The following is an 18,914-nucleotide window of genomic DNA, read 5'->3' on the forward strand; positions in this document are numbered from 1 at the left end:
GCCGGGGCGGCGGGCAGCGTACGCTCCATCCCATGAGCGACAGCAACGGCGACCAAGGGCACTTCGAGCCGCGCTTCCAGTCCCTGGCCGAGACGTTCTTCCGCCGCACGCGCGCGTCCGAGGGCGGCGGTGCGCTGGCCGTGTACCAAGACGGCGTGAAGGTGCTGGACGTGTGGGGTGGCCGCCGCGATCCGAGCGGGGCGCCGTGGCTCGAGCGCACTCCCTCGCTGTCGTTCTCCACCACCAAGGGCGTGGCGAGCATCGCGCTGCATCGCTGCGTGGACCAGGGCCTCATCGCGTACGACGCCCCCGTGGCGCGCTACTGGCCGGAGTTCGCGCAGGCCGGCAAGGGCAACATCACGGTGCGCCACGTGCTGTGTCACGAGGCGGGGCTGTATGACGTGCGCGGCCTGGTGAGCGACGCGCACCAGCTGCTGGATTGGGAGCACACGGTGAACGCGCTGGCCGCCGCGCTCCCGGCACACGCGCCCGGCCGGCACAACGCCTACCACGCGCTGACCTATGGCTACCTGGTGGGCGAGCTGGTGCGGCGCGTCTCCGGGGTGCACCTGCGCGACTACGTGCGGCGCGAGCTGGCCGAGCCGCTGGGCCTGGACCACCTGCACTTGGGTGCGCCACCCGAGGCCATCTTGGAAGCCGCGCGCTACTTCCCGCTCCCCGAGGGGGAGCGCATGCGACGCGGTGGTGTGCGTGCGGGCGTGAGCCACGCGGGCGGCAAGCGATCGCTGCGCGCGGGGCTGCAGCAGGCTGGCGTGGCCGCCCTGCGGCGTGCGGGGGTGCCGCTCGACGAAGAGCGCTTTGCACGTGCGCTCATCCCTCGTGGAGCGGCGGACTTCGACTGGTCGGCGGACGCCACGCTGGCCGCGTGCAACCCGAGCGCGGGTGGCCTCTTCACGGCGCGCGCGTTAGCGAAGCTCTACGGGGCCCTGGCCGTGGGAGGCACCCTCGATGGCGTGCAGGTGCTGTCGGCCGAGACGCTGAAGCAGGCGACCGCGCTCCAGAACCGGCGCCTCGACGGCGTGCTGCTGCTGCCCATGCACTGGCGCCTGGGGTTCCACAGCATCGCATCGAAGCGCGGCTTCCACCGCGGCGCGTTCGGGCACTACGGCTTCCGCGGGTCAGGCGCGTTCGCAGACCCGCGCCGGCGCATGGCGGTGGCCTACGTGACCAACTGCGGGGGCGGCAGCCCGATCGGCGACGGACGGATCTTCGAATTCGCGGGGCTCGCGGCTCGCTGCGCCTGAGCGCGGTGGCGTTCAGCGGGGCGTGATCGATGGGAGTGCGACGGGCACCCTGGTCTGCGGGATCGCTCGCGCTGGCGCTCGCTCTGGTACCCCCCTGGAATCGGCACTGCGCGCTGCGCGCTGCGTTTGATTCCGGGGCCCCCCAAGTCCCGCTGCCCAGGGCGCCCGTCGCCCTCCACGGTGGCGTCCATGAACGCACGTGAGCTGTGCCGCGCATCGGGCCCGCTCGCTGCGACGGGGGCTCGTCTGGGCTCGATTGGGCGCTGACGCCGGACTCTCTGCAGGCGCACTACAACCTCGGGCAAGGGATTGCCCGGCTGCCGGAGCCCAGCTGCGCCTACCGCGACGCCGTGGAGCGAGCGCGCCAGAGGCTCCCGAACGACGCGAGGACCGCGCAGAACGCCGCGAGAGCAGGCATACTGCGCGGCATGACCACACCGGACGCGCCCACGACCCCGAACAACGAGAAGGTTCTCTTCGAGGGTTACCCCTCCGTCATCCCGGGGGCGCTCGCGCTGCTGATCGCGACCCTGACCCTCGGGCTCGCCCTGATCTACTTCTTCGTGCGGTCGCGGCAGACGCACTACAAGATCACCACCCAGCGCATCATCATCGAGCGCGGCATCCTGTCGAAGAAGATGGACCAGGTGGACACCTACCGCATCAACGACTTCGTGGTGGAGCGCCCGTTCGGGCAGCGCCTCATGGGCACGGGCAACATCGTCCTCACGTCCATGGACCGGAGCAACCCCGAGGTGCACATCAACGGAATCCGGACCGACGTGCTGGCCCTCTACGAGCAGCTGCGCGTGGCCACCGAGGACCAGAAGATCCGGCGCGGGGTTCGCACCCTCGATGCGTCGGAGCACCACGTCTGAAACCGGCCACCGTGCCCTTCTGAGCGGGATCGAGCACGGGAGGCGAGCGCGTCCGCGACGACGCTGGTAGAGTCCCGCCCGATGCGTAACCTCCAGTGCGCAAACTGCCGAGTCGAGCTCCCACTGACGAGTGAGCGGGAGCCCGGCCTGCTCGTGTGTACGGCGTGCGGGCGCGAGCACCGCGCGTCGACGCGGCCCGAGGCCCCGCCCAACCCCACCGCCGAGTTCCGCGTGGGCGACACCGTGCTGGTGCTGTGGGGTCAGCGCTGGTGGCCGGCCCGGGTGCGCCGGGTGGTGGCCGAGGACATCTGGCAGGTGCACTACGAGGGCTGGTCCGACGAGCTGGACGAGATCGTGGACGTGGCGCGCGTGCGCGCGCTGTACACCCCCGCGCGGCCCATCACCCCCCGCTTGTTCGCGGGGCTGGTGGTGACGGCCACCGCGGTGGGTGTGGGCGTGGGGGCCTGGGCGCTGGGCATCCCGGATCTTGCGCCCGAGAGCGCACCGGTGGAGATGAGCGCGCGCGGGCCCATCACGCCCACGGGTGTGCTGCTGCCCCCCGGCCTGCGCGTGCCCCCGGGCACCGAGCTGGAGGTGCAGTGGAACGAGAGCTTCTACCGCGCCGTGAGCAAGGTGCACTACGGCGATGGCAGCATGAGCGTGCACTACGTGGGCTGGAGCGACGCCTTCGACGGCGAGGTCGACGAAGCCGACGTGCGCATCTCGGAGGCCGCCATCCGGGCTTCCCGCGGTCCGGTGGAGGGCAGCGGCGCGCCCGTGGGTCCCGACTCGCCCGTCTACGAGGGGGACGTGCTGGAGGTGGCCTGGCGGGACGGTCACTACCGCGCCGTGGTCGTGGCCACGCACCCGGACGGACGCCTGCGCGTGCACTACGCCGGCTGGGAAGACGAGCTCGACGAGGACATCCCCCGCGAGCGCGCCCGCCGGGTGCTCGCCGCCGAAGAGTGAGCCCAGCGGTCCAGGACTGCTGCTTCCGGCCCCCGTTGTGGTAGGAGTCTCCGATGCGCCTCTCCTCTCTGCTGGGCCCGGACCTACGGGCCGTCCTCGAGAGTGACCCGGAGTCCCTCCGGGAAGCGCTCGCGGACTTTCACGCGGAGGACATCGCCGAGATCCTGGACGATCTCGAGGAGGGCGACGCCATCGCCCTGATGCGCGCCCTGACGCCCGAGCTGGCGGCCAGCGTGATCGAGCGCATCAACCCCGAGCTGCAGGTCATGTTCTTGCGCGGGCTCACGGCCACGGACGCCGTGACGGTGCTGCGCGAGATGGACCCGGACGACCTGGTGGACGTCCTCCAGGAGCTCGAGCACGCCGAGCGCGCGCCGCTGCTGAACGAGCTCGAGCGCGTGGACGTGGAAGCCGCCGAGGAAGCCCGCGAGCTGGTGCTCTACGGGCCCGACACGGCCGGCGGTCTGATGACCACCGAGTTCGTCGCCCTGCCGCCAACCACCAAGGTCTGGGAGGCCATCCAAGCCGTGCGCCGCGCCGCAGCCGAGGGCGAGGTGGAGACCATCTACTACGTCTACGTGTGCGGCTACGGCAACAAGCTGCTGGGCGTGGTGTCGCTGCGCGACCTGATCCTGGGTGACCCGGGCCAAGAGCTCGAGCACCTCATGATCGAGAAGGTGGTGCACGTGGGCCCCCTGGACGACCAGGAGAAGGTGGCCGACATCATCGCGCGCTACGACCTGAGCGCCGTCCCCGTGGTGGACTCGGGCTTCGCGCTCTTGGGCATGGTCACCGTCGACGACGTGGTGGACGTCGTGATCGAGGAGGCCACCGAGGACGCCCAGATGATGGCCGGTGTGATGCCGCTCGAGGACTCGTACTTCGCCACGGGTCTGTTCGACTTCGTCTGGAAGCGCGGCGTCTGGCTGGTGGTGCTGTTCCTGGGGCAGCTGCTCACCGCCACGGTCATGGAGATCAACCAGCTCACGCTGCAGCGCACCATGGAGCTGGCGCTCTTCATCCCGCTCATCATCTCGTCGGGCGGCAACGTGGGGTCGCAGTCCTCCACGCTCATCATCCGAGCGCTGGCCGTGGGCGAGATCGAGTCGCGCGACTGGATGCGGGTGGTGGCGCGCGAGCTGGCCATCGGGCTCATGCTCGGGCTGGTGCTGGGCGCCATGGGCTTCCTGCGCGGCTATGTCGCCGGTGGCGAGGCGGCGCCCTTCGCGCTGGCCATCGTGGTCTCCGCCAGCATCCTGGGCATCGTCAGCCTGAGCGCCGTGGTGGGCGCGGTGCTGCCGCTCATCATCAAGCGCGTCGGGCTGGACCCGGCCGTGTCGTCCACCCCCTTCATCGCGTCCGTCGTCGACGTGCTGGGCCTGATGGTCTACTTCGGCGTCGCGCAGTACGTGTTCTCCGTGACAAGCTGACGCGCCCCATGACCGCCCCCTACCTCGATCGTGTCGCGCTGCGCGGCTGTCCCACACAACCCACCCCGCTCACCCTCGGCACCTGGGGCGTGATGACGGACGCCTACCAGGACGTGCTCACGGACGCGGCCTTCCAGGAGCTCGTGGTCTATGCCTACAAGCTGGGCATCCGCAGCTTCGACCTGGCGCTGCTGTGGGACGGGGAGCGCGCCATGCGCCTGCTGGCCGAGGCCCTCGGCCCGGAGACCGCCTCGTGCTTCTTCTTCCTGCGGGCGGGCCGCCTGCCGACCGGCAAGCCCAACGCGCCCATCACCGCGGACTTCGGGCTGCGGGCGCTGCGCCCGCACGTGGAGCGCGCGAGAGAGCTGCTGGGCGTGGGGCGCATCGACATGCTGCTGCTGCACGCCCCGCCGCGCACGCTGGTGGAGCGCGGCGAGACCATGCAGTCCCTCGACGAGCTGCGCAGCGAAGAGCTGGTGCACGCCATCGGGCTCAGCACCACCAGCGGCGCCGTCGCGCTGACCGCGCTCGAGCAGGGCTTCGCCTGTGCGGCCATGCCCTACAACGCGCTCCAGACGCACGCCGTGCGCGAGCTGGACGAGGGCTTCCCGGTGGTGGGTGACGAGAGCCCACGCTGCGTGCTGGCCCACTCCCCGCTGCTGCACGGGGTCATGCCGGCGCGCATCCCCGCGGGGCACGTCTACCCGCCCGGGGACCACCGCCGTGACCGCTGGACCGAGGACGCGCTGCGCACCCGCATCTACCACGCGCGCGCGCTGGCAGGGCTCGCCAAGCGGCACACCGACAACGCCCGCAAGAGCGAGACCTACATCCCCGACCTCACCGCGCTGGCGCTGCGCTTCGCGCTCTCGCACCCGCGCGTGGCCAGCGTGGCCATCGGGCCGCGCACCACCAAGCAGCTGGCGCTGCTCATGGACAGCGTGAACGAAGCCGACCCCTTGGCGCTGGACGCCGAGACGCTGCGCGAGATCGAGACCCGGCTCGCGAGCGCTGGCGCCTGACGCCCAACCAGGGGTAGCATCCCGCTCCCCCCTCACAGCGAGAGAGACACCCGTGGCCAGTGTGACCTTCAAGTTCAAGCAAGACGTCCAGACCGTGTACGCGTTCGTCAGCAACGCCGAGGAAGTGCGCAAGCGCTCGGTGGCCTTCGGCGACCGGGACATTCGCATCGACGTGAGCGAAGCCGGCGGGACCAAGACCATCACCAACACGCGCCTGGTGACGGCGGACGTGCCGGGCTTCATGAAGAAGCTCTTCAACCCCACCAACACCGTGGTGGACAAGAAGGCCTGGCGAGTCGAGGGCGACAAGGTCGTCGGCCGCCTGGACGTGGATGTGCAGGGCACGCCCACAGAGCTCCACGGCACCATCACCATCGCCCCGGCCGCGAGCGGCAGCACCTACTCCATCGAGTTCAAGGGCACCGCCAAGATCCCGCTCATCGGCGGCAAGGTGGAGGCCTACGTGGAAGAGCAGTCCCAGAAGGGCATGCGCGAAGAGTTCGAGTACAACCAGAAGCAGCTGGACGCCGCCGGCTGAGGCGCACGCGGTGACCGAGGAGCGTGACGGCGCGGCCGGAGCAGAGCCGAGTGACGAAGGGCCCGAGCTGACGGGCCTCGGCAGCTTGGCTTCGGCGCACGGCGCGCTCACCACCGGACGCGGGCTCTTGTCCGGCGTGGTGGGCTTCGCGCTGGCGGTCATGAGCCTGCTCGGCGTCATCGGTTTTCACTTCCCGGCGTACCTGTCCACGCCCGAGTTCCGCGCCGTCTACGACGTGACCACCCTGCGCTACCTCATGGCGGGCGGCATGGTCATCGCGGGGGCCATCTCCATCGTGAACGGCGTCTTCGGGCGCACGCGCTGGCTGGCGGCGTGGACGTTCCTGATCCTGGTGGTGGCGCAGCTGCTGGGCGGGCCCACCACGCCCATCCCGGACTTCCCCGACAACACGCCGTATCTCGGGCTCGACTTCCTGATCCTGGACCTGCTCGGGTCCACGCTGGTGTTCGTGCTCATCGAGAAGGTGCGCCCGCTGCGCCGGGATCAGCCGGTGTTCCGCGCCGAGTGGCAGAACGACCTGACGCACTTCTTCTTCAACCACCTGGTCGTGGGCTTCGTGCTGCTCATCACCAACCGCGTGGTGCACGATGGCCTCGGCTGGGCCACCCACGACGGCGTGCGCGGGTTCATCGCGGGGCTGCCCTTCGTGCTGCAGCTCTTCCTGGTGGTGCTGGTGGCGGACCTGGTGCAGTACGGCGCGCACCGCTCGTACCACGAGGTGGGCTTCCTCTGGCGCTTCCACGCGGTGCACCACAGCGCCAAGGAGATGGACTGGTTGGCGGGCTCGCGGCAGCACATCCTCGAGCTCATCGCCACGCGCATCTTGGTGCTGTCGCCCATCTTCCTGCTGGGCTTCTCCCAGCGCGTCATCGACGCCTACGTCATCATCGTGGGCTTCCAGGCGGTGTTCAACCACTGCAACGTGAACGTGCGCCTGGGCCCGCTGCGCTACGTGCTGGTGACGCCCAACTTCCACCACTGGCACCACTCGCGCGACACCGAAGCGGTGGACAAGAACTACGCGGCGCACTTCGCGTTCATCGACTACGCGTTCGGCACGGCCGTGCGAGCGGACCGCATGTGGCCCGACCGCTATGGCGTGATCGGGGACTACATCCCGGTGGGCTTCCTGAAACAGCAGGCGTTCCCGTTCCTGGGCAGCACCGAGAGCCGCGAGCGCTCGCTGCTGCCGCCCGAGAGCCACGCGTGGACTCCGCCAGGTAAGTCGGAGGGCTGAAGCGGTGGGCCCCGAGCGCTCATGACGCCGCCGCGAGAGAGCAGGCGGGAGCGCTTCGAGGCCCGCTGGCCGCAGCTTCGAGCAGCGTTGATCGCGTTCCACGTGCTCATGGTCGTGGTGATGTCGCTCCCTGCACCGGACGCGCTGCTGAGCGGCATGGGCTGGGACAGCGTGAACACGCAGGCCGAGGTGGCCCGCTGGGCGGAGGGGCTCAGCCGCGTGGGCGCCGAGACTACGCCGGATGCGCTCGGGGCCTCCGTTCGGCAGGGCGCCGAGCGCTACCGGGGGTTCCACACCGCGCTCACTGCGCCGTTCTCCATGTACTCGCAGCTGAGCGGCGCGCGGCAGGGCTGGGTGATGTTCGCCAAGCCCCAGCGCCACCCGGCGGAGCTGCACATCGACCTGTGGGATGGGACCGCGTGGCAAGCCGTCTATCGCCCCCACGACAGCGCGCACGACTTCTGGGGCGAGCGTCTGCGCCATCACCGCATGCGCAAGCAGTTGGGGCGGTTCGCGCGGACGTTCGACATGCCCACCTACGACCGCCTCGCCGAGTTCCTGGCGCGCGAAGTGGCGAGGGCCCACCCCGAGGCGCGCCGAGTGCGGGTGCAGCTCTACCGCTATGCCACGCTTCCACCCGAAGCCGTGCGCGCGGGAGCGACGCCGCTCGGTGAGTACGAGCACGCGCGGCGCTACAACGCGGCCACCCTGCGCGCGGGAGGCGCTCCGTGAAGGCTCGGTGGTGCGCGTGGGTGGCGCGGTGCGACCGGCGCGAAGCGGCGACCACGCTGGCTTGCTTCCGCATCGCCATCGGGTTGGTCACGCTCTACAGCCTGCTGGACGTGGGGCTGGGCGGGCTCGTGGACGTGCTGTGGGTGGACTACCACTCGGGTGGCTACGCCTGCCTCGGCACCGGCAACTGGCTGATGACCCTGATGGGCGGAGCCACGCCGCCGGTGGTTCACGCCCTGTATGGCGTGGCGCTCGGCAGCGCGCTGCTGGTGACCATGGGCCTCGCGGGGCGCCTGAGCGCGCTCGTGGCGGGCCAGACGTACATGGCCCTGGTGTTCGTGAACGGCAGCGCCACGGGCGGCTACGACATGTTGATCACGAACGCGCTCTGGCTGCTGGTGCTGGGTGACGCCACACGCACGCTCTCGTTGGACTGCCGCCTGCGCTCCGGGAGCTTCGTGAGTGACGCGAGCATCCCCGCGTGGCCGCGCTACCTCGCGGTGTTCCAGCTGGTCGTGATGTACACCACCACCGGCCTGCACAAGCTCAGCACCCCGTGGCTCCCCATGGGCGGCTACTCCGCGCTCTACGACGTGCTCCAGGAGCCCACGTGGCGCCGCTTCGACATGCGCTGGACCGCCCACGTCTATCCGTTGACGCAGCTGGCCACGGCCACCACGTGGTTCTTCGAGGTGGGCGCGCCGCTCTTGCTGGTGTGGTTCTACTTCCGCCACACCCGTGAGCGCCCGGGGCGCGCGCGGGCGTGGTTCGCGCGCCGCGACCTGCGCTTCCCGTTCGTGGCCATCGGGCTCGTGTTGCACCTCGGCATCCTGGTCACGCTGAACGTGGGGCCGTTCTCGTGGGCGGCGATCGCCTACTACCTGTGCCTGTGGCACCCCGACGAGCTCGCAGGGGCCAGGGCCTGGACGATGCGGCGCGCCGAGCGGTAGGGTCGTCGGCATGAGCGTTCGCAAGCAGCGTGCATGCTGGTGCATGATGATGACCCTCGCGGGAGCGACGGCGGTGGCCGGGTGCAGCAACGGGTCCAGCGGCAGGCGGACGGGCACACAGGAAGAGAGCGCGGAGGCACACCCGCCAGAGGTCGAAGCCGCAGCCGAGGACGAGGTCGTGGCGGCCGCCGAAGCCGAGCCTCCAGCGGTGCCCGTCCGGGCCCAGGCGCGCATCGCGGGCGCAGCGAGCTGGTCGGGTCAGGTGCACGGCGGCGAGGTCTTCTCGCACGCGCTGGCGCGCCTGGTGGAGCCCTGCTTCGACGGCGGGGCGTTGCCGCGCGACGTGACGGTAAGCGTGCCGGTGGCTACCGACGGTAGCCTCGGGGAAGCGAGCCTCGCGCCCATGGGCGCAGGGGACGAGGCCCGGCTCACGTGCATCCGGGCTGCGCTCACCGTGGCCCGCGTGGGTGCCTCTGGGGACCCGCTGGGTGGCCACCTGACCGTCCCGCTGCGCGTGGAGGCTGCGACGGCCGAGCGCGCACCCTTCACCTTCCCCGCCCACCCGGACGACCTCTGCGTGCGTGACGCCGACTGCGTGCTGATTACGGGCGACTGCACGTCTCCTGTGGCCGCGCGCGACCTGCGCGCCAGCGAGCGAGCCCGCCAGACCGAGCTGCAGCTCTCGGTGGGAGAGTGCGCGGGGGGTCCCATGACGGCGCCGGTGCGCGCGGTGTGCACGGGCCTGCTGTGCGCCACTGCCCCGAGCGACCACCCCGAGTGGCGGCTCTGCCGGCAGACGTCCGAGTGCGTGAACGTGCCGCGTCACTGTGGCGGCTGGGACGTGGTGGCACGCCGGGCCGAGCGCGAGGCCCGCACCGCGTTCGCGGCCGAGACCCCGGGCTGCAGCACCGCGAGCGACCCCGACGACACCCACCAAGCGTCCTGCCGCTACGGGTTCTGCGCCTTCGAGTGGCGGAACCCATGAGCGAGGCCGAGACCTCGCCGCGGCGCGAGGGCGAGGCGAGCCGCATCCGCGGCGTGGTGCGCACCGCTGGCCAGACACTGCGCTCCAAGCTGAACGACGCGCCGTGCGTGTACTGGGACGTGCGCGTGGGGCTGGCCGATGAGCCCGAGGCCACCGATGTGTGCACCTTCTGGGTGGAGGACGAAGGCGGCGAGCGCTTCCTGGTTCGGGTGGACGCGCTCGAGGTGGACGTGCGGGCGCAGCGCGCCGAGTCGTTGGTGCAGCTCGTGGAGGAGGACATCATCGCGGTGAGCGCCACCATCCGCGCGCTCAAGGAGACCGCCAAGCACGGCCCGCTCGCGCAGCAGGGCGAGGCCAACCGCGAGCGGCGCCGGCTGGCGAAGGTGGCCACGCTGCTGTGCGCCGTGCGCGCCGAGGCACGCGGGAACGTGCACGTGGGCGGGGACCTCGCGGGGCAGCGCAAGTGGATCGCCGCGCACGTGCACATCGCCACCAACGAGGCCGGGCGCTCGCTCCAGCGCCGCGAGGAGCGCTTCGAGGTGGTGCTACGCGAGGGTGACTCCGTGGAGGTGTCGGGCGTGCTGCGGCGCGAGCCACTGCCGAGTGGGCTGGGCGGCGGCTACCGAGAGCGCACCGACTGCTGGGCCATGGCCCCGGGGGCGAGTGGCCACGTGCGCGTGGTGGGGGTGGGCGCCAGCGCTCCCGTCCCGGAAGCGGAGCTGAGGCCGAAGCAGACCGCGGGTCGTGACCCCAGCCTGCCCCACACGTGGCCCAAGCTGGACCCGGTGTTGGTGGTGGTGATCGGGGTGTCGGCGCTGCTCTCGGCGCTGGCTCACGCGCTGGACTGACGCGCCGTTGTGGCCTCAGCGCCCCTTGGCGAGCCGCAGCGCGAGCGCCCCCGTGCCGAGCGACAGCAGAGCGCACCCGCTCACCAGCCACATGCCCGCGCCGGTGGAGTCGAGGAAGGCGCTGATGAGCGTGTAGAGGCCCACCAACACGATCAGGATGCCGGTGGCCATGCCCGCCCACGCGAGCCCGCGGAAGCCCTTGATGGAGGTGGCCAGGAGCGCGAGACCGATGAGCGGGATGCTGAAGATCAATCCGCGGCTCGGCGCCGACAGCTGCTCGACCGCCTCACCGCCAGCGAGCACGAGGCTGAAGCCGCTGAGCGACACCAGCTCGCCGAGCTTGATCCAGGGCAGGAAGAAGCCAACGATCAAGCCCACGCCCGAGAGACCCTGCAGGATGCGCAGCCAGATGGGGGCCACGCTGGGCTTGGCTGGGGGAGACGCTGTCGCCGTGCCCGTGCTCGCAGGCGCCGTGATGGGGCCTGCGCCCGCGGTGGTGGAGGGCGCGCTGACGGGGGTCGTGGTCTCGGTGTCGGTCACGAGCCGTACAGTAACAGCAGAAGCACGGGTTCCGCAGATCCTTGAACATGGCGAGGGAGAGCGAGCCGCCTGCGACGTCAGGCGGCGGTCCAGCCACCGTCCACGTGCACGATGCTGCCCGTGACGTAGCTGCTGGCGTCGCTCGCGAGGTACAGCGCGGCGGACACCACCTCGTCGGCGCGGCCCAGGCGGCGCATGGGCGCGCGACGCTCCACGTAGCCCCGCAGGGAAGCGGATTCGCTCTCGCCGCCCACCATGTCGGTGTCCATGAAGCCGGGCGCCAGCGCGTTGACGCGCACCCCACGGCGAGCCCACTCCACCCCGAGCGCGCGGGTCAGCTGCTCGATGGCACCCTTGCTGGTGATGTAGGGCGATGCGCCCGGGATGGCCGTCCGGCCGAGCACGCTGCCCACCATGACCACGCTGCCCTGCCCGCGCGCCAGCATGGCGGCGCCGAGGCCACGCGTCAGGCGCACCACGCCCATGACGTTGATGGCCATGACGCGCTCCCAGACCTCGTCACTGGCGTCCACGAAGGGCAGCGGCTCGCTGTACCCCGCGTTGTTGATCAGCACGTCCACGGGCCCACCCGCGAGCGTGGCCGCGATCAGCGCATCGGCGCCCTCACGCGTGGCGAGATCCGCGGGCACCACCAGGGCCTCGCGCCCCAGCGCGCGCACCTCGCTGGCAAGCTGCTCGAGCAGTGGCTGCTGACGCGCGGTGAGCACCAAGTCGGCGCCCGCACGCGCGAAGCCCAACGCCAGCTCGCGCCCGAGCCCACGACTGGCCCCCGTCACCACCACACGCTTACCGCTGAAGTCGAAGATGCTCATGCTGCGAATCGCTCCCGTAACCAAGGCAGAAGATGCGCGTTGCAGAGCCGCGCGCGGCCCTCCCCGAGCGCCTCGCCTTCTGCTCCGACGCTGTGAAAATAGTGGTCCACGTGGTCCACCTGCGTGAACGTCTTGTCCTCGCTCGCCAGCCACGCGAGCTGCGCGCGGCACTCGGCCTCGTAGATCTCGGTGTCGGCGTCGGCATACACCACCAGCGCTGGCACGCGCACGTCGGGCAGCGTCTTCTCGAGGGCCGCGTTGCTGCTGAGACCGGACCAGGTGGACAGCCAGCCACGCGCGCTCATCACGCGACCGAGGCCCTCACCGTAGTTGCCCGCGATGGGGTCACGCCCGCCCACCGCGAAGAGCGAGCCGATGGGACGGCGGTTGGGGTCGAGCGTGAGGTCGAGGTAGCGCGGGTCGGCCAGCGTCCGATAGATGAGCATGTAGCGCCGCGTGATGCCTCGTCGCAGCGCGTCGCGGCGGAGCGCCTCCGGCAGACCCTCGATGCCGGCTCGTGCCCGGGCCTGGCGAGCCTCCTCGCACCACGCGAGGCAGCGCGCGTCCAGCCGCTCGCAGCGCTCGACCTGCCCGCGCCGGAACTCGGCCACGAAGTCCGGCCGGATAGCGGGACGGTCCTTCGCGCATGGGCCGGTAGCCATTGCGCGGGTCGTACATGTCGAGGCGCGGGTTCACCGCGGTGGGGTCGCTCTCGTCCACCACGCTCGGGTCCAGGCGCTCCAGCATGAAGCGCCCCTCGCCCTGGTGCGCCGCGATGAGCACCAGCCCCTCGGCGGGCGGCAGGTCGAAGTCCGCGAGCGGCACCTTGTCGCCCGAGGGCGCGCGCGCGAGCCGGTCCGCAGGCGCCTTACCCTGCTGCTGGAGGTAGAGCGCGAAGAGCGAGCCGCCGCCCGAGTTGCCCAGCAGGACCACGCGCGTGAAGCGCTGTCGCAAGGCGCGGATCACGCCCCCCACGTCCAGCAAGAGCCGCTCGTGCAGCGCGTCGGCGTCATTGTGGAGATGGCGCGTGGTAGCTCCGCAGACCGCGTAGCCGCCCAGCGCCAGGTGTGGCGCGGTGTAGTGCAGCTGGAAGTCCCCACGCGGGTGCATGAGCAGCAGCACGGTGTCGGGGTCACGCGGCAGGGGACCGACGTGTCCGTCCGGCAGCGGCGGGAGGTAGAGCTGCGCGGCCAGCGGGTGTCCGTCGAGCGCGTGCATGGCCAGCACCTCGCGGCGCACGCGCGGGTCGCACGCGCGAAAGTGGGGTGGGTAGTAGAACTTCGGCGCTTCGGTCACGGGACGCTCCTCGGTCGCGGCGGAGCATATCGTCCTGCGTGGGCCGTGGTCACTACCGCCGGGCGCGGGGGCCCCCGCTCGACCGGTGGCAGGCGCGGGGGTAGCTTCCGGCCGCCATGACCGAGACCCCTCCTCCGGGCCCTCCCCCCAGTTCGGAAACACCCGACCTCGAGCCGCACGGCGAGGGACCGGCGGGCGATGTGCTCGCTGCGGAAGCGGAACGCCGGCAGGATGAAGAGCGCGTTGCGCAGGCAAGGGCGGCTGAGCTCGCCGCCGCCGAGACGGCGGCTGCTGCAGAACTCGTCGACGCCGAACGACAGGCTGCCGAGCTCGCCGCTGCCGCTGCCAGGCAGCGCGCTGCCGAGGAACAGGCGGCCGCCGAAGCGAAGGCTGCTGCAGAGCTCGCCGCCGAGCAGAGCCGGGCCGCCGAGCGCGCGGCCGAGCTGCGCGCGGCTGAGCTTCGGGCCGCCGAACAACGCGACGCCGAGCTGCGCGCGGCCGAGGCGCTCGCCACCGAGCAGCTCGCCGCTGAGCAGCTCGCGGCCGAGCTTCGCGCCGCCGCGCCGCCTCCGGCCGAAGTATCCGAGACCAACCCCTTGCCCGTGGCCACGGACGGGCACCTCGCGCATCCGCTGCCGAACTCCGAGCACTCTTCCGCTCACAGCGTGCCGGGGCACCACCACGGCGCGACCTCTGCGCTCGTGATCGCGGCGCTCGGCGTGGTGTTCGGTGACATCGGGACCAGCCCGCTCTACGCGCTCAAGGAGTGCGTCACGCTCCCGCACGGTGTCCCCGCTTCGTACGAGAACGTGCTGGGGCTGCTGTCGCTGATGAGCTGGTCGCTGATCATGGTCGTGGCGGTCAAGTACCTCACGTTCATCATGCGGGCCGACAACGAGGGTGAGGGCGGCATCATGGCGCTGCTCGCCCTGGTGCCCGAAGAGCTGCGCCCCAAGTCCAAGCGGCGCATCGGCTGGATCGCCGCCATGGTGCTCTTCGGCGCCGCGCTGCTCTACGGTGACGGCATCATCACGCCGGCCATCTCCGTGCTCAGCGCTGTCGAGGGCCTCAAGGTGGCCACCACCACGCTCGAGCCCGTGGTGCTGCCGTTGACCTGCGTGATCTTGCTCGGCTTGTTCGCCGTTCAGCAGAAGGGCACCGCGGGCATCGGCAAGGTGTTCGGCCCGGTGATGGTGGTGTGGTTCAGCGTGCTCGCGGGGCTCGGTCTGTACTCGGTGTGGCAGTACCCGGCCGTGCTCGTGGGGCTGGACCCTCGGCACGCCGTCACGTTCTTCGTGGACCACAAGTTTCACGGGTTCGCGATCCTCGGCTCGGTCGTGCTGTGCATCACGGGTGGCGAGGCGCTCTACGCCGACATGGGGCACTTCGGACGCAAGCCCATCATGAAGGCCTGGTACTGGATGGTCATGCCCGCGCTGCTCATCAACTATTTCGGGCAGGGCGCGCTGCTGCTCCAGCATCCGGAGGCTGCGGAGAACCCGTTCTTCTCCATGGTGCCGAAGGGGCCCGCGACGTACGCGCTCGTGGCGCTGGCCACCGCCGCCACCGTGATCGCGTCCCAAGCCCTCATCTCGGGAGCCTACTCGCTCACGCGCCAGGGCATCCAGCTGGGCTTCATGCCGCGCTTCCAGATCAAGCACACGTCCAGCGAGACGGAGGGGCAGATCTACGTCCCCGCCGTGAACTGGGCGCTGTGCATCGCGTGCATCCTGTTGGTGCTGGTGTTCCGCGAGTCCACGGAGCTCGCCGCCGCCTACGGCTTGGCGGTCACGGGCACCATGGCCATCACGTCCATCGTCTTCTACGTGGTGGCGCGCGAGCGCTGGGGCTGGCCCCTGTACCGGGCGCTGCCATTGCTGATCCTGTTCTTGATCTTCGACCTCGGGTTCCTCGCGGCGAACATGCTCAAGTTCTTCGAGAACGGCTATGTCCCGGTCGTGATGGCGGTGGTCATCTTCATCGCCATGGTGATCTGGCGGAAGGGCCGCGTGCTGCTGGCGGAAGAGTTCAAGAAGCGCACGCGCCCGCTCAACGAAGTGCTGGCCGAGCTGCGCACGGGAGACACGGCACGGGTGCACGGCGCCGCGGTGTTCCTGACCTCCAACGCCGACGAGGCGCCGCCCGTGCTGCTGCACCACGTGGAGCGCTCCAACGCGCTCCAGCAGACGGTCATCCTGCTGACCGTGGTCATCGAGCGCAAGCCTCGCGTGAGCGCGGAGCGGCGCATCGAGGCGCACCTGATCGCCGAGGGGTTCTATCGCGTCATCTTGCGCTCGGGGTTCATGGAGAACACCGACGTGCCCGTGCTGGTGGCGGGTGCCATGGCCCAGCTGCGCCTGCCCATCCCGGCGGACGACACCACGTACTACCTGGGTCGCGAGACGCTGCTGGCCACGGGTCAGGGCGAGATGAACCGAATCAGCGAGAACCTCTTCTCGTTCATGTCGCGCAACGCCACGAGCGCCACGGCCTTCTTCAACCTGCCGCACGAGCGCGTGGTGGAGATCGGCATCCAGCTGGACCTCTGATCGTGGTCTCCTACCCGGCATGAGCGTCTCGCCCATCTCGAGTCCTCACGACGCCGCCAACTACGTGGTGGTCGTATACCGCAACGTGATGATCCAGAACGTCACGGGCGCGATCGACGCCGCCTTCTTGCGCGCCTCGCTGGCTGGCCACCACGCAGCGCTCGCGCACGACCCCACCGGCTACGCCGTGATCACCATGGTGGAGCCCAGCGCGAAAGTGCCGCCCGGCCCGGTGCGCGACGAGGCCGCCCTGCTGCGCGAGAAGACACAGCACATGCTGAAGGCTCACTCGGTGCTCATCGGCAGCGATGGCTTCTTTGCCAGCACCATGCGTGCCGTGATCACCGGGATCGTGACGCTTGCCCGCAGCCGCGTCCCGCTCCGGATGGTGGGCGACGAGCAGGCCGCGGCCGACTTCGTGGTGGAGCGCGCGTGCCCCACTGTAGAGGCCGGCGCGCTGCGCGATGTGCTGGTGTCGCTGCGCCACCGCTGACGGCGTCAGTCGGCCTTGTTTCCCGCGAGGTGGGGGAAGAAGTACCCCATGGAGCGACGCGCTAGCCGCAGCGCGACCTTGCGCGGCAGCAGCGCGCCCAGCAGGTTGGCGGCCACGCGGTCGGAGGCGCTCGAGATGTACACGGGCTGCCGACCGAGCGCGACGAGCGCGCCATCGACCACGTCTTCGGGCGACTGCATGAACGAGCGCGCACGCCCCATGACGGGCTGGCTGGCGGCGAAGAGCGGTGTGTCGGTCATGCCGGGCACCAGCGCGAGGACGTCCACGCCCTGCTGGCGCAGCTCTTCGTAGAGTGCCTCTCCGAGCGCGAGCGTATACGCCTTGGTGGCGGCGTAGTTGGCCACGAACGGCGCGCGCAGGATGGCCGAGTTGCTGGAGAGGAGCACCAGGCCGCCGCGCCCGCGGGCACGCATGGGCCGCCCGAACGCGTGCATCAAGCGCGCGGTGACCACGCAGTGCAGCTCCACGGCCTTGAGCTGCGGCTCGAGCGGCATCTCCAAGAACTCGCCCATGGAGGTGATGCCGGCCGAGTGCACCACCAGCCCGATCTCGCGCGTGTCGGCGAGGTCGGTCAGCTGCTGCACGAACTGCGAGTCGGTGAGATCGCCGGCCAGCACGTCCACGCTGACCCCCGTGCTCGCGCGGAGCTCCTGAGCCAGCGCGGCGAGGCCCGCGGCGTCGCGGTCCACCAGCGCGAGCGCCATGCCCTCGGCAGCGAGCCGGCGCGCGAAGGCAGCCCCGATGCCCGACGCGGCGCCCGTGATGAGCCCCACGGGGCCGTAGCGGTCGCGTACGGCGATCGACTTCATGCTCATGACCAGGCAACGTAACACGCAGAACGGGGACGGAAAGCAGAGAGGCGCGACGAAGTGGATCGCCGCGCCTCTCGCATTCTCGGAGGTGCTCCTCAGCGGGAGCCCCGGCTCACTCCGCGCTGGCCGCCAGCTCCGCTTGCAGCAGGATGCTGGCGAAGGCGTTGGCCATGTCCGCGTCGATGCCCGCGGCGGTCAGCGCGGTGACGTCCACGGTGGCGTCGGCCACGCCCTCACTGAAGAGCACGGCCGTCTCCACGCTCGAGACACCCATGAGGATCACGCTGGCGCGCAGCGCGGCGACGGTGGTCGTCGAGAAGGTCGCCCAGAGGTCGAAGGCCGCGGTGCCCGCCGCGTCCAGCGAGCTTGCGATCTCGACGCGAATGGACAGCGCAGCGGCGGTCCAAGCGTCCGAGATGGTGGCACCGGCCATGACACCGTCGGTCCGTGCGGCCTCGATGGCCACCAGGAGCGTGGTGAAGGTGGCGTCCAGGTTCACGTCCGTGGCACCCGAGGCCGCGAGCTCGGCCTCCATGGCGGCCTGCACGGAGACCGCGCGCGACAGCTCGGCGTCAGCGACCAGCTGCGCGTACAGCGCCGGCGCGACGTCGAGCGCGGTGGCCTCGAGGCGCATGGCCTCGGCGCCAGCGTGGGCGCTCACGGCCCACGTCTCGGACGACAGGCTCCCCGAGGTGCGAGCCTCGACGAGAGCCGCCTCGTAGGCGGCGCGCGCCTCGGCGGTGGCGGACACGCTGGTGGCAGCGTCGAGCGCGGCGACCTCATCGGCCTGGGCGTTGGCGCGCGCGGTCACGTAGGTGTTGAAGGCGCTGTCGCTCTCGTCCGTGAGGACCGTCGCCTCGGCGTCGATGCGCGCCTCGAGGGCCGCGCTGACGTCGGCCAGCGTGGATGCGGTCTCGCTGCCCGCGGCGAAGGTCGTGGCGGCCTCCGTGCCCACGTGGGCGCGAACCGCCTCATGCGAGCAGGCGTCGCAGGACGTGGACGCGCTGAGCGACTCGAACACCGCTGCCTCGAGCGACGTCTCTTCGTTCATGGGCTCTGCGGTCATCTCGCCGTCCGCCTCGACGAGCAACACCACGGAGGCGCGGTTCGTTCCGTCCGTGGCTTCGAGCAGCAGGTGACTGCCCGCGCTCAACTCGACCGGGCTCTCCACGCGGTAGCGACCGTTCGCTGTGGTCATGGTGGCGTCCATCTCGACGGGCTCACGCGAGCCATCGCTCGTGATGGTGGAGGCCGTCACGGTGGTGCTGCTGTCGTCCAGGTTGGACTCCACGCGGCCTTGCGCGACCAGCTTGGGCGCGCCGTTGCTGGAACCGGAGTCACAGCCGGCTGCGCCCGTGAGCGACAACAGAACCGTGAGGAAAGAAAGAGTGCGTTGTGTATAGGTCATCAGTAAGAGGTCTCCTGACGCCCACCTCTGCACGCCGCGTGCCGTACTTCCCATGCGCGTTTCGCGCCTGCAGCAAGCCTCCGCGTT

General features: G+C 70.7%; 19 protein-coding genes. 13 read left to right on the top strand and 6 right to left on the bottom strand.

The features are described 5' to 3' along the window. Positions 1-32 precede the first annotated feature (32 nt). The 11 genes from IPI43_07385 (at position 33) to IPI43_07435 (ending at position 10,875) form a co-directional block, all read left to right on the top strand. The gene (locus IPI43_07385; protein ID MBK7773949.1) at positions 33-1,265 is read left to right on the top strand and encodes a beta-lactamase family protein; all 1,233 of its coding nucleotides are present in this window, start codon (positions 33-35) and stop codon (positions 1,263-1,265) included. A gap of 428 nt (positions 1,266-1,693) precedes the next feature. Continuing rightward, complete coding sequence (locus tag IPI43_07390) at positions 1,694-2,143, top strand: PH domain-containing protein (protein ID MBK7773950.1); 450 nt, start codon at positions 1,694-1,696, stop codon at positions 2,141-2,143. Positions 2,144-2,224: 81 nt separating this feature from the next. After that, complete coding sequence (locus tag IPI43_07395) at positions 2,225-3,112, top strand: hypothetical protein (protein MBK7773951.1); 888 nt, start codon at positions 2,225-2,227, stop codon at positions 3,110-3,112. 53 nt (positions 3,113-3,165) lie between these two features. Then, positions 3,166-4,542: a magnesium transporter gene (mgtE, locus tag IPI43_07400; GenBank protein MBK7773952.1), complete on the top strand. Its 1,377-nt coding sequence runs from the start codon at positions 3,166-3,168 to the stop codon at positions 4,540-4,542. 8 nt (positions 4,543-4,550) lie between these two features. Then, positions 4,551-5,564, top strand: coding sequence for an aldo/keto reductase (locus tag IPI43_07405; protein ID MBK7773953.1), 1,014 nt, complete (start codon positions 4,551-4,553; stop codon positions 5,562-5,564). A gap of 52 nt (positions 5,565-5,616) precedes the next feature. Next, complete coding sequence (locus IPI43_07410) at positions 5,617-6,102, top strand: DUF2505 domain-containing protein (protein ID MBK7773954.1); 486 nt, start codon at positions 5,617-5,619, stop codon at positions 6,100-6,102. A gap of 160 nt (positions 6,103-6,262) precedes the next feature. After that, positions 6,263-7,360 carry a sterol desaturase family protein gene (locus tag IPI43_07415; GenBank protein ID MBK7773955.1) on the top strand — a complete coding sequence of 366 codons (1,098 nt, stop codon included), beginning with the start codon at positions 6,263-6,265 and terminating at the stop codon, positions 7,358-7,360. Between the two features lie 21 nt (positions 7,361-7,381). Beyond that, on the top strand, positions 7,382-8,092 hold the full coding sequence (locus tag IPI43_07420; GenBank protein ID MBK7773956.1) for a hypothetical protein: 711 nt from the start codon (positions 7,382-7,384) through the stop codon (positions 8,090-8,092). Then, complete coding sequence (locus IPI43_07425; GenBank protein MBK7773957.1) at positions 8,089-9,042, top strand: HTTM domain-containing protein; 954 nt, start codon at positions 8,089-8,091, stop codon at positions 9,040-9,042. The genes IPI43_07420 and IPI43_07425 overlap by 4 nt, the downstream gene beginning before the upstream one ends. A 10-nt stretch (positions 9,043-9,052) precedes the next feature. Further along, entirely contained in the window at positions 9,053-10,027 is a 975-nt protein-coding gene (locus IPI43_07430; protein MBK7773958.1) for a hypothetical protein, read from the top strand. Next, positions 10,024-10,875, top strand: a complete 852-nt coding sequence (locus tag IPI43_07435) for a hypothetical protein (GenBank protein ID MBK7773959.1) — start codon at positions 10,024-10,026, stop codon at positions 10,873-10,875. The genes IPI43_07430 and IPI43_07435 overlap by 4 nt, the downstream gene beginning before the upstream one ends. A 15-nt stretch (positions 10,876-10,890) precedes the next feature. Here the strand turns inward: IPI43_07435 and IPI43_07440 are convergent, their stop codons facing one another. From IPI43_07440 to IPI43_07455, 4 genes are all read right to left on the bottom strand, one after another. Then, positions 10,891-11,415: a hypothetical protein gene (locus IPI43_07440; GenBank protein MBK7773960.1), complete on the bottom strand. Its 525-nt coding sequence runs from the start codon at positions 11,413-11,415 to the stop codon at positions 10,891-10,893. 77 nt (positions 11,416-11,492) lie between these two features. Beyond that, positions 11,493-12,248 carry an SDR family oxidoreductase gene (locus IPI43_07445; protein MBK7773961.1) on the bottom strand — a complete coding sequence of 252 codons (756 nt, stop codon included), beginning with the start codon at positions 12,246-12,248 and terminating at the stop codon, positions 11,493-11,495. Next, positions 12,245-12,694: a hypothetical protein gene (locus IPI43_07450; protein ID MBK7773962.1), complete on the bottom strand. Its 450-nt coding sequence runs from the start codon at positions 12,692-12,694 to the stop codon at positions 12,245-12,247. Before IPI43_07450 ends, IPI43_07445 begins: the two co-directional genes overlap by 4 nt. Beyond that, positions 12,594-13,544, bottom strand: coding sequence for a hypothetical protein (locus IPI43_07455; protein MBK7773963.1), 951 nt, complete (start codon positions 13,542-13,544; stop codon positions 12,594-12,596). Before IPI43_07455 ends, IPI43_07450 begins: the two co-directional genes overlap by 101 nt. 665 nt (positions 13,545-14,209) lie before the next feature. On the opposite strand from IPI43_07455, the gene IPI43_07460 reads away from it, so the two are divergent. Continuing rightward, entirely contained in the window at positions 14,210-16,093 is a 1,884-nt protein-coding gene (locus tag IPI43_07460) for a potassium transporter Kup (GenBank protein MBK7773964.1), read from the top strand. A gap of 19 nt (positions 16,094-16,112) precedes the next feature. Beyond that, on the top strand, positions 16,113-16,586 hold the full coding sequence (locus tag IPI43_07465) for a hypothetical protein (protein ID MBK7773965.1): 474 nt from the start codon (positions 16,113-16,115) through the stop codon (positions 16,584-16,586). 5 nt (positions 16,587-16,591) lie between these two features. Here IPI43_07465 and IPI43_07470 read toward each other — a convergent pair whose 3' ends face one another. Beyond that, complete coding sequence (locus tag IPI43_07470) at positions 16,592-17,422, bottom strand: SDR family NAD(P)-dependent oxidoreductase (GenBank protein ID MBK7773966.1); 831 nt, start codon at positions 17,420-17,422, stop codon at positions 16,592-16,594. A gap of 109 nt (positions 17,423-17,531) precedes the next feature. Next, the gene (locus IPI43_07475; protein MBK7773967.1) at positions 17,532-18,827 is read right to left on the bottom strand and encodes a hypothetical protein; all 1,296 of its coding nucleotides are present in this window, start codon (positions 18,825-18,827) and stop codon (positions 17,532-17,534) included. Positions 18,828-18,914 lie beyond the last annotated feature (87 nt).

This window comes from Sandaracinaceae bacterium, assembly GCA_016706685.1.
Classification (GTDB): domain Bacteria; phylum Myxococcota_A; class Polyangia; order Polyangiales; family Houyiibacteriaceae; genus JADJJE01.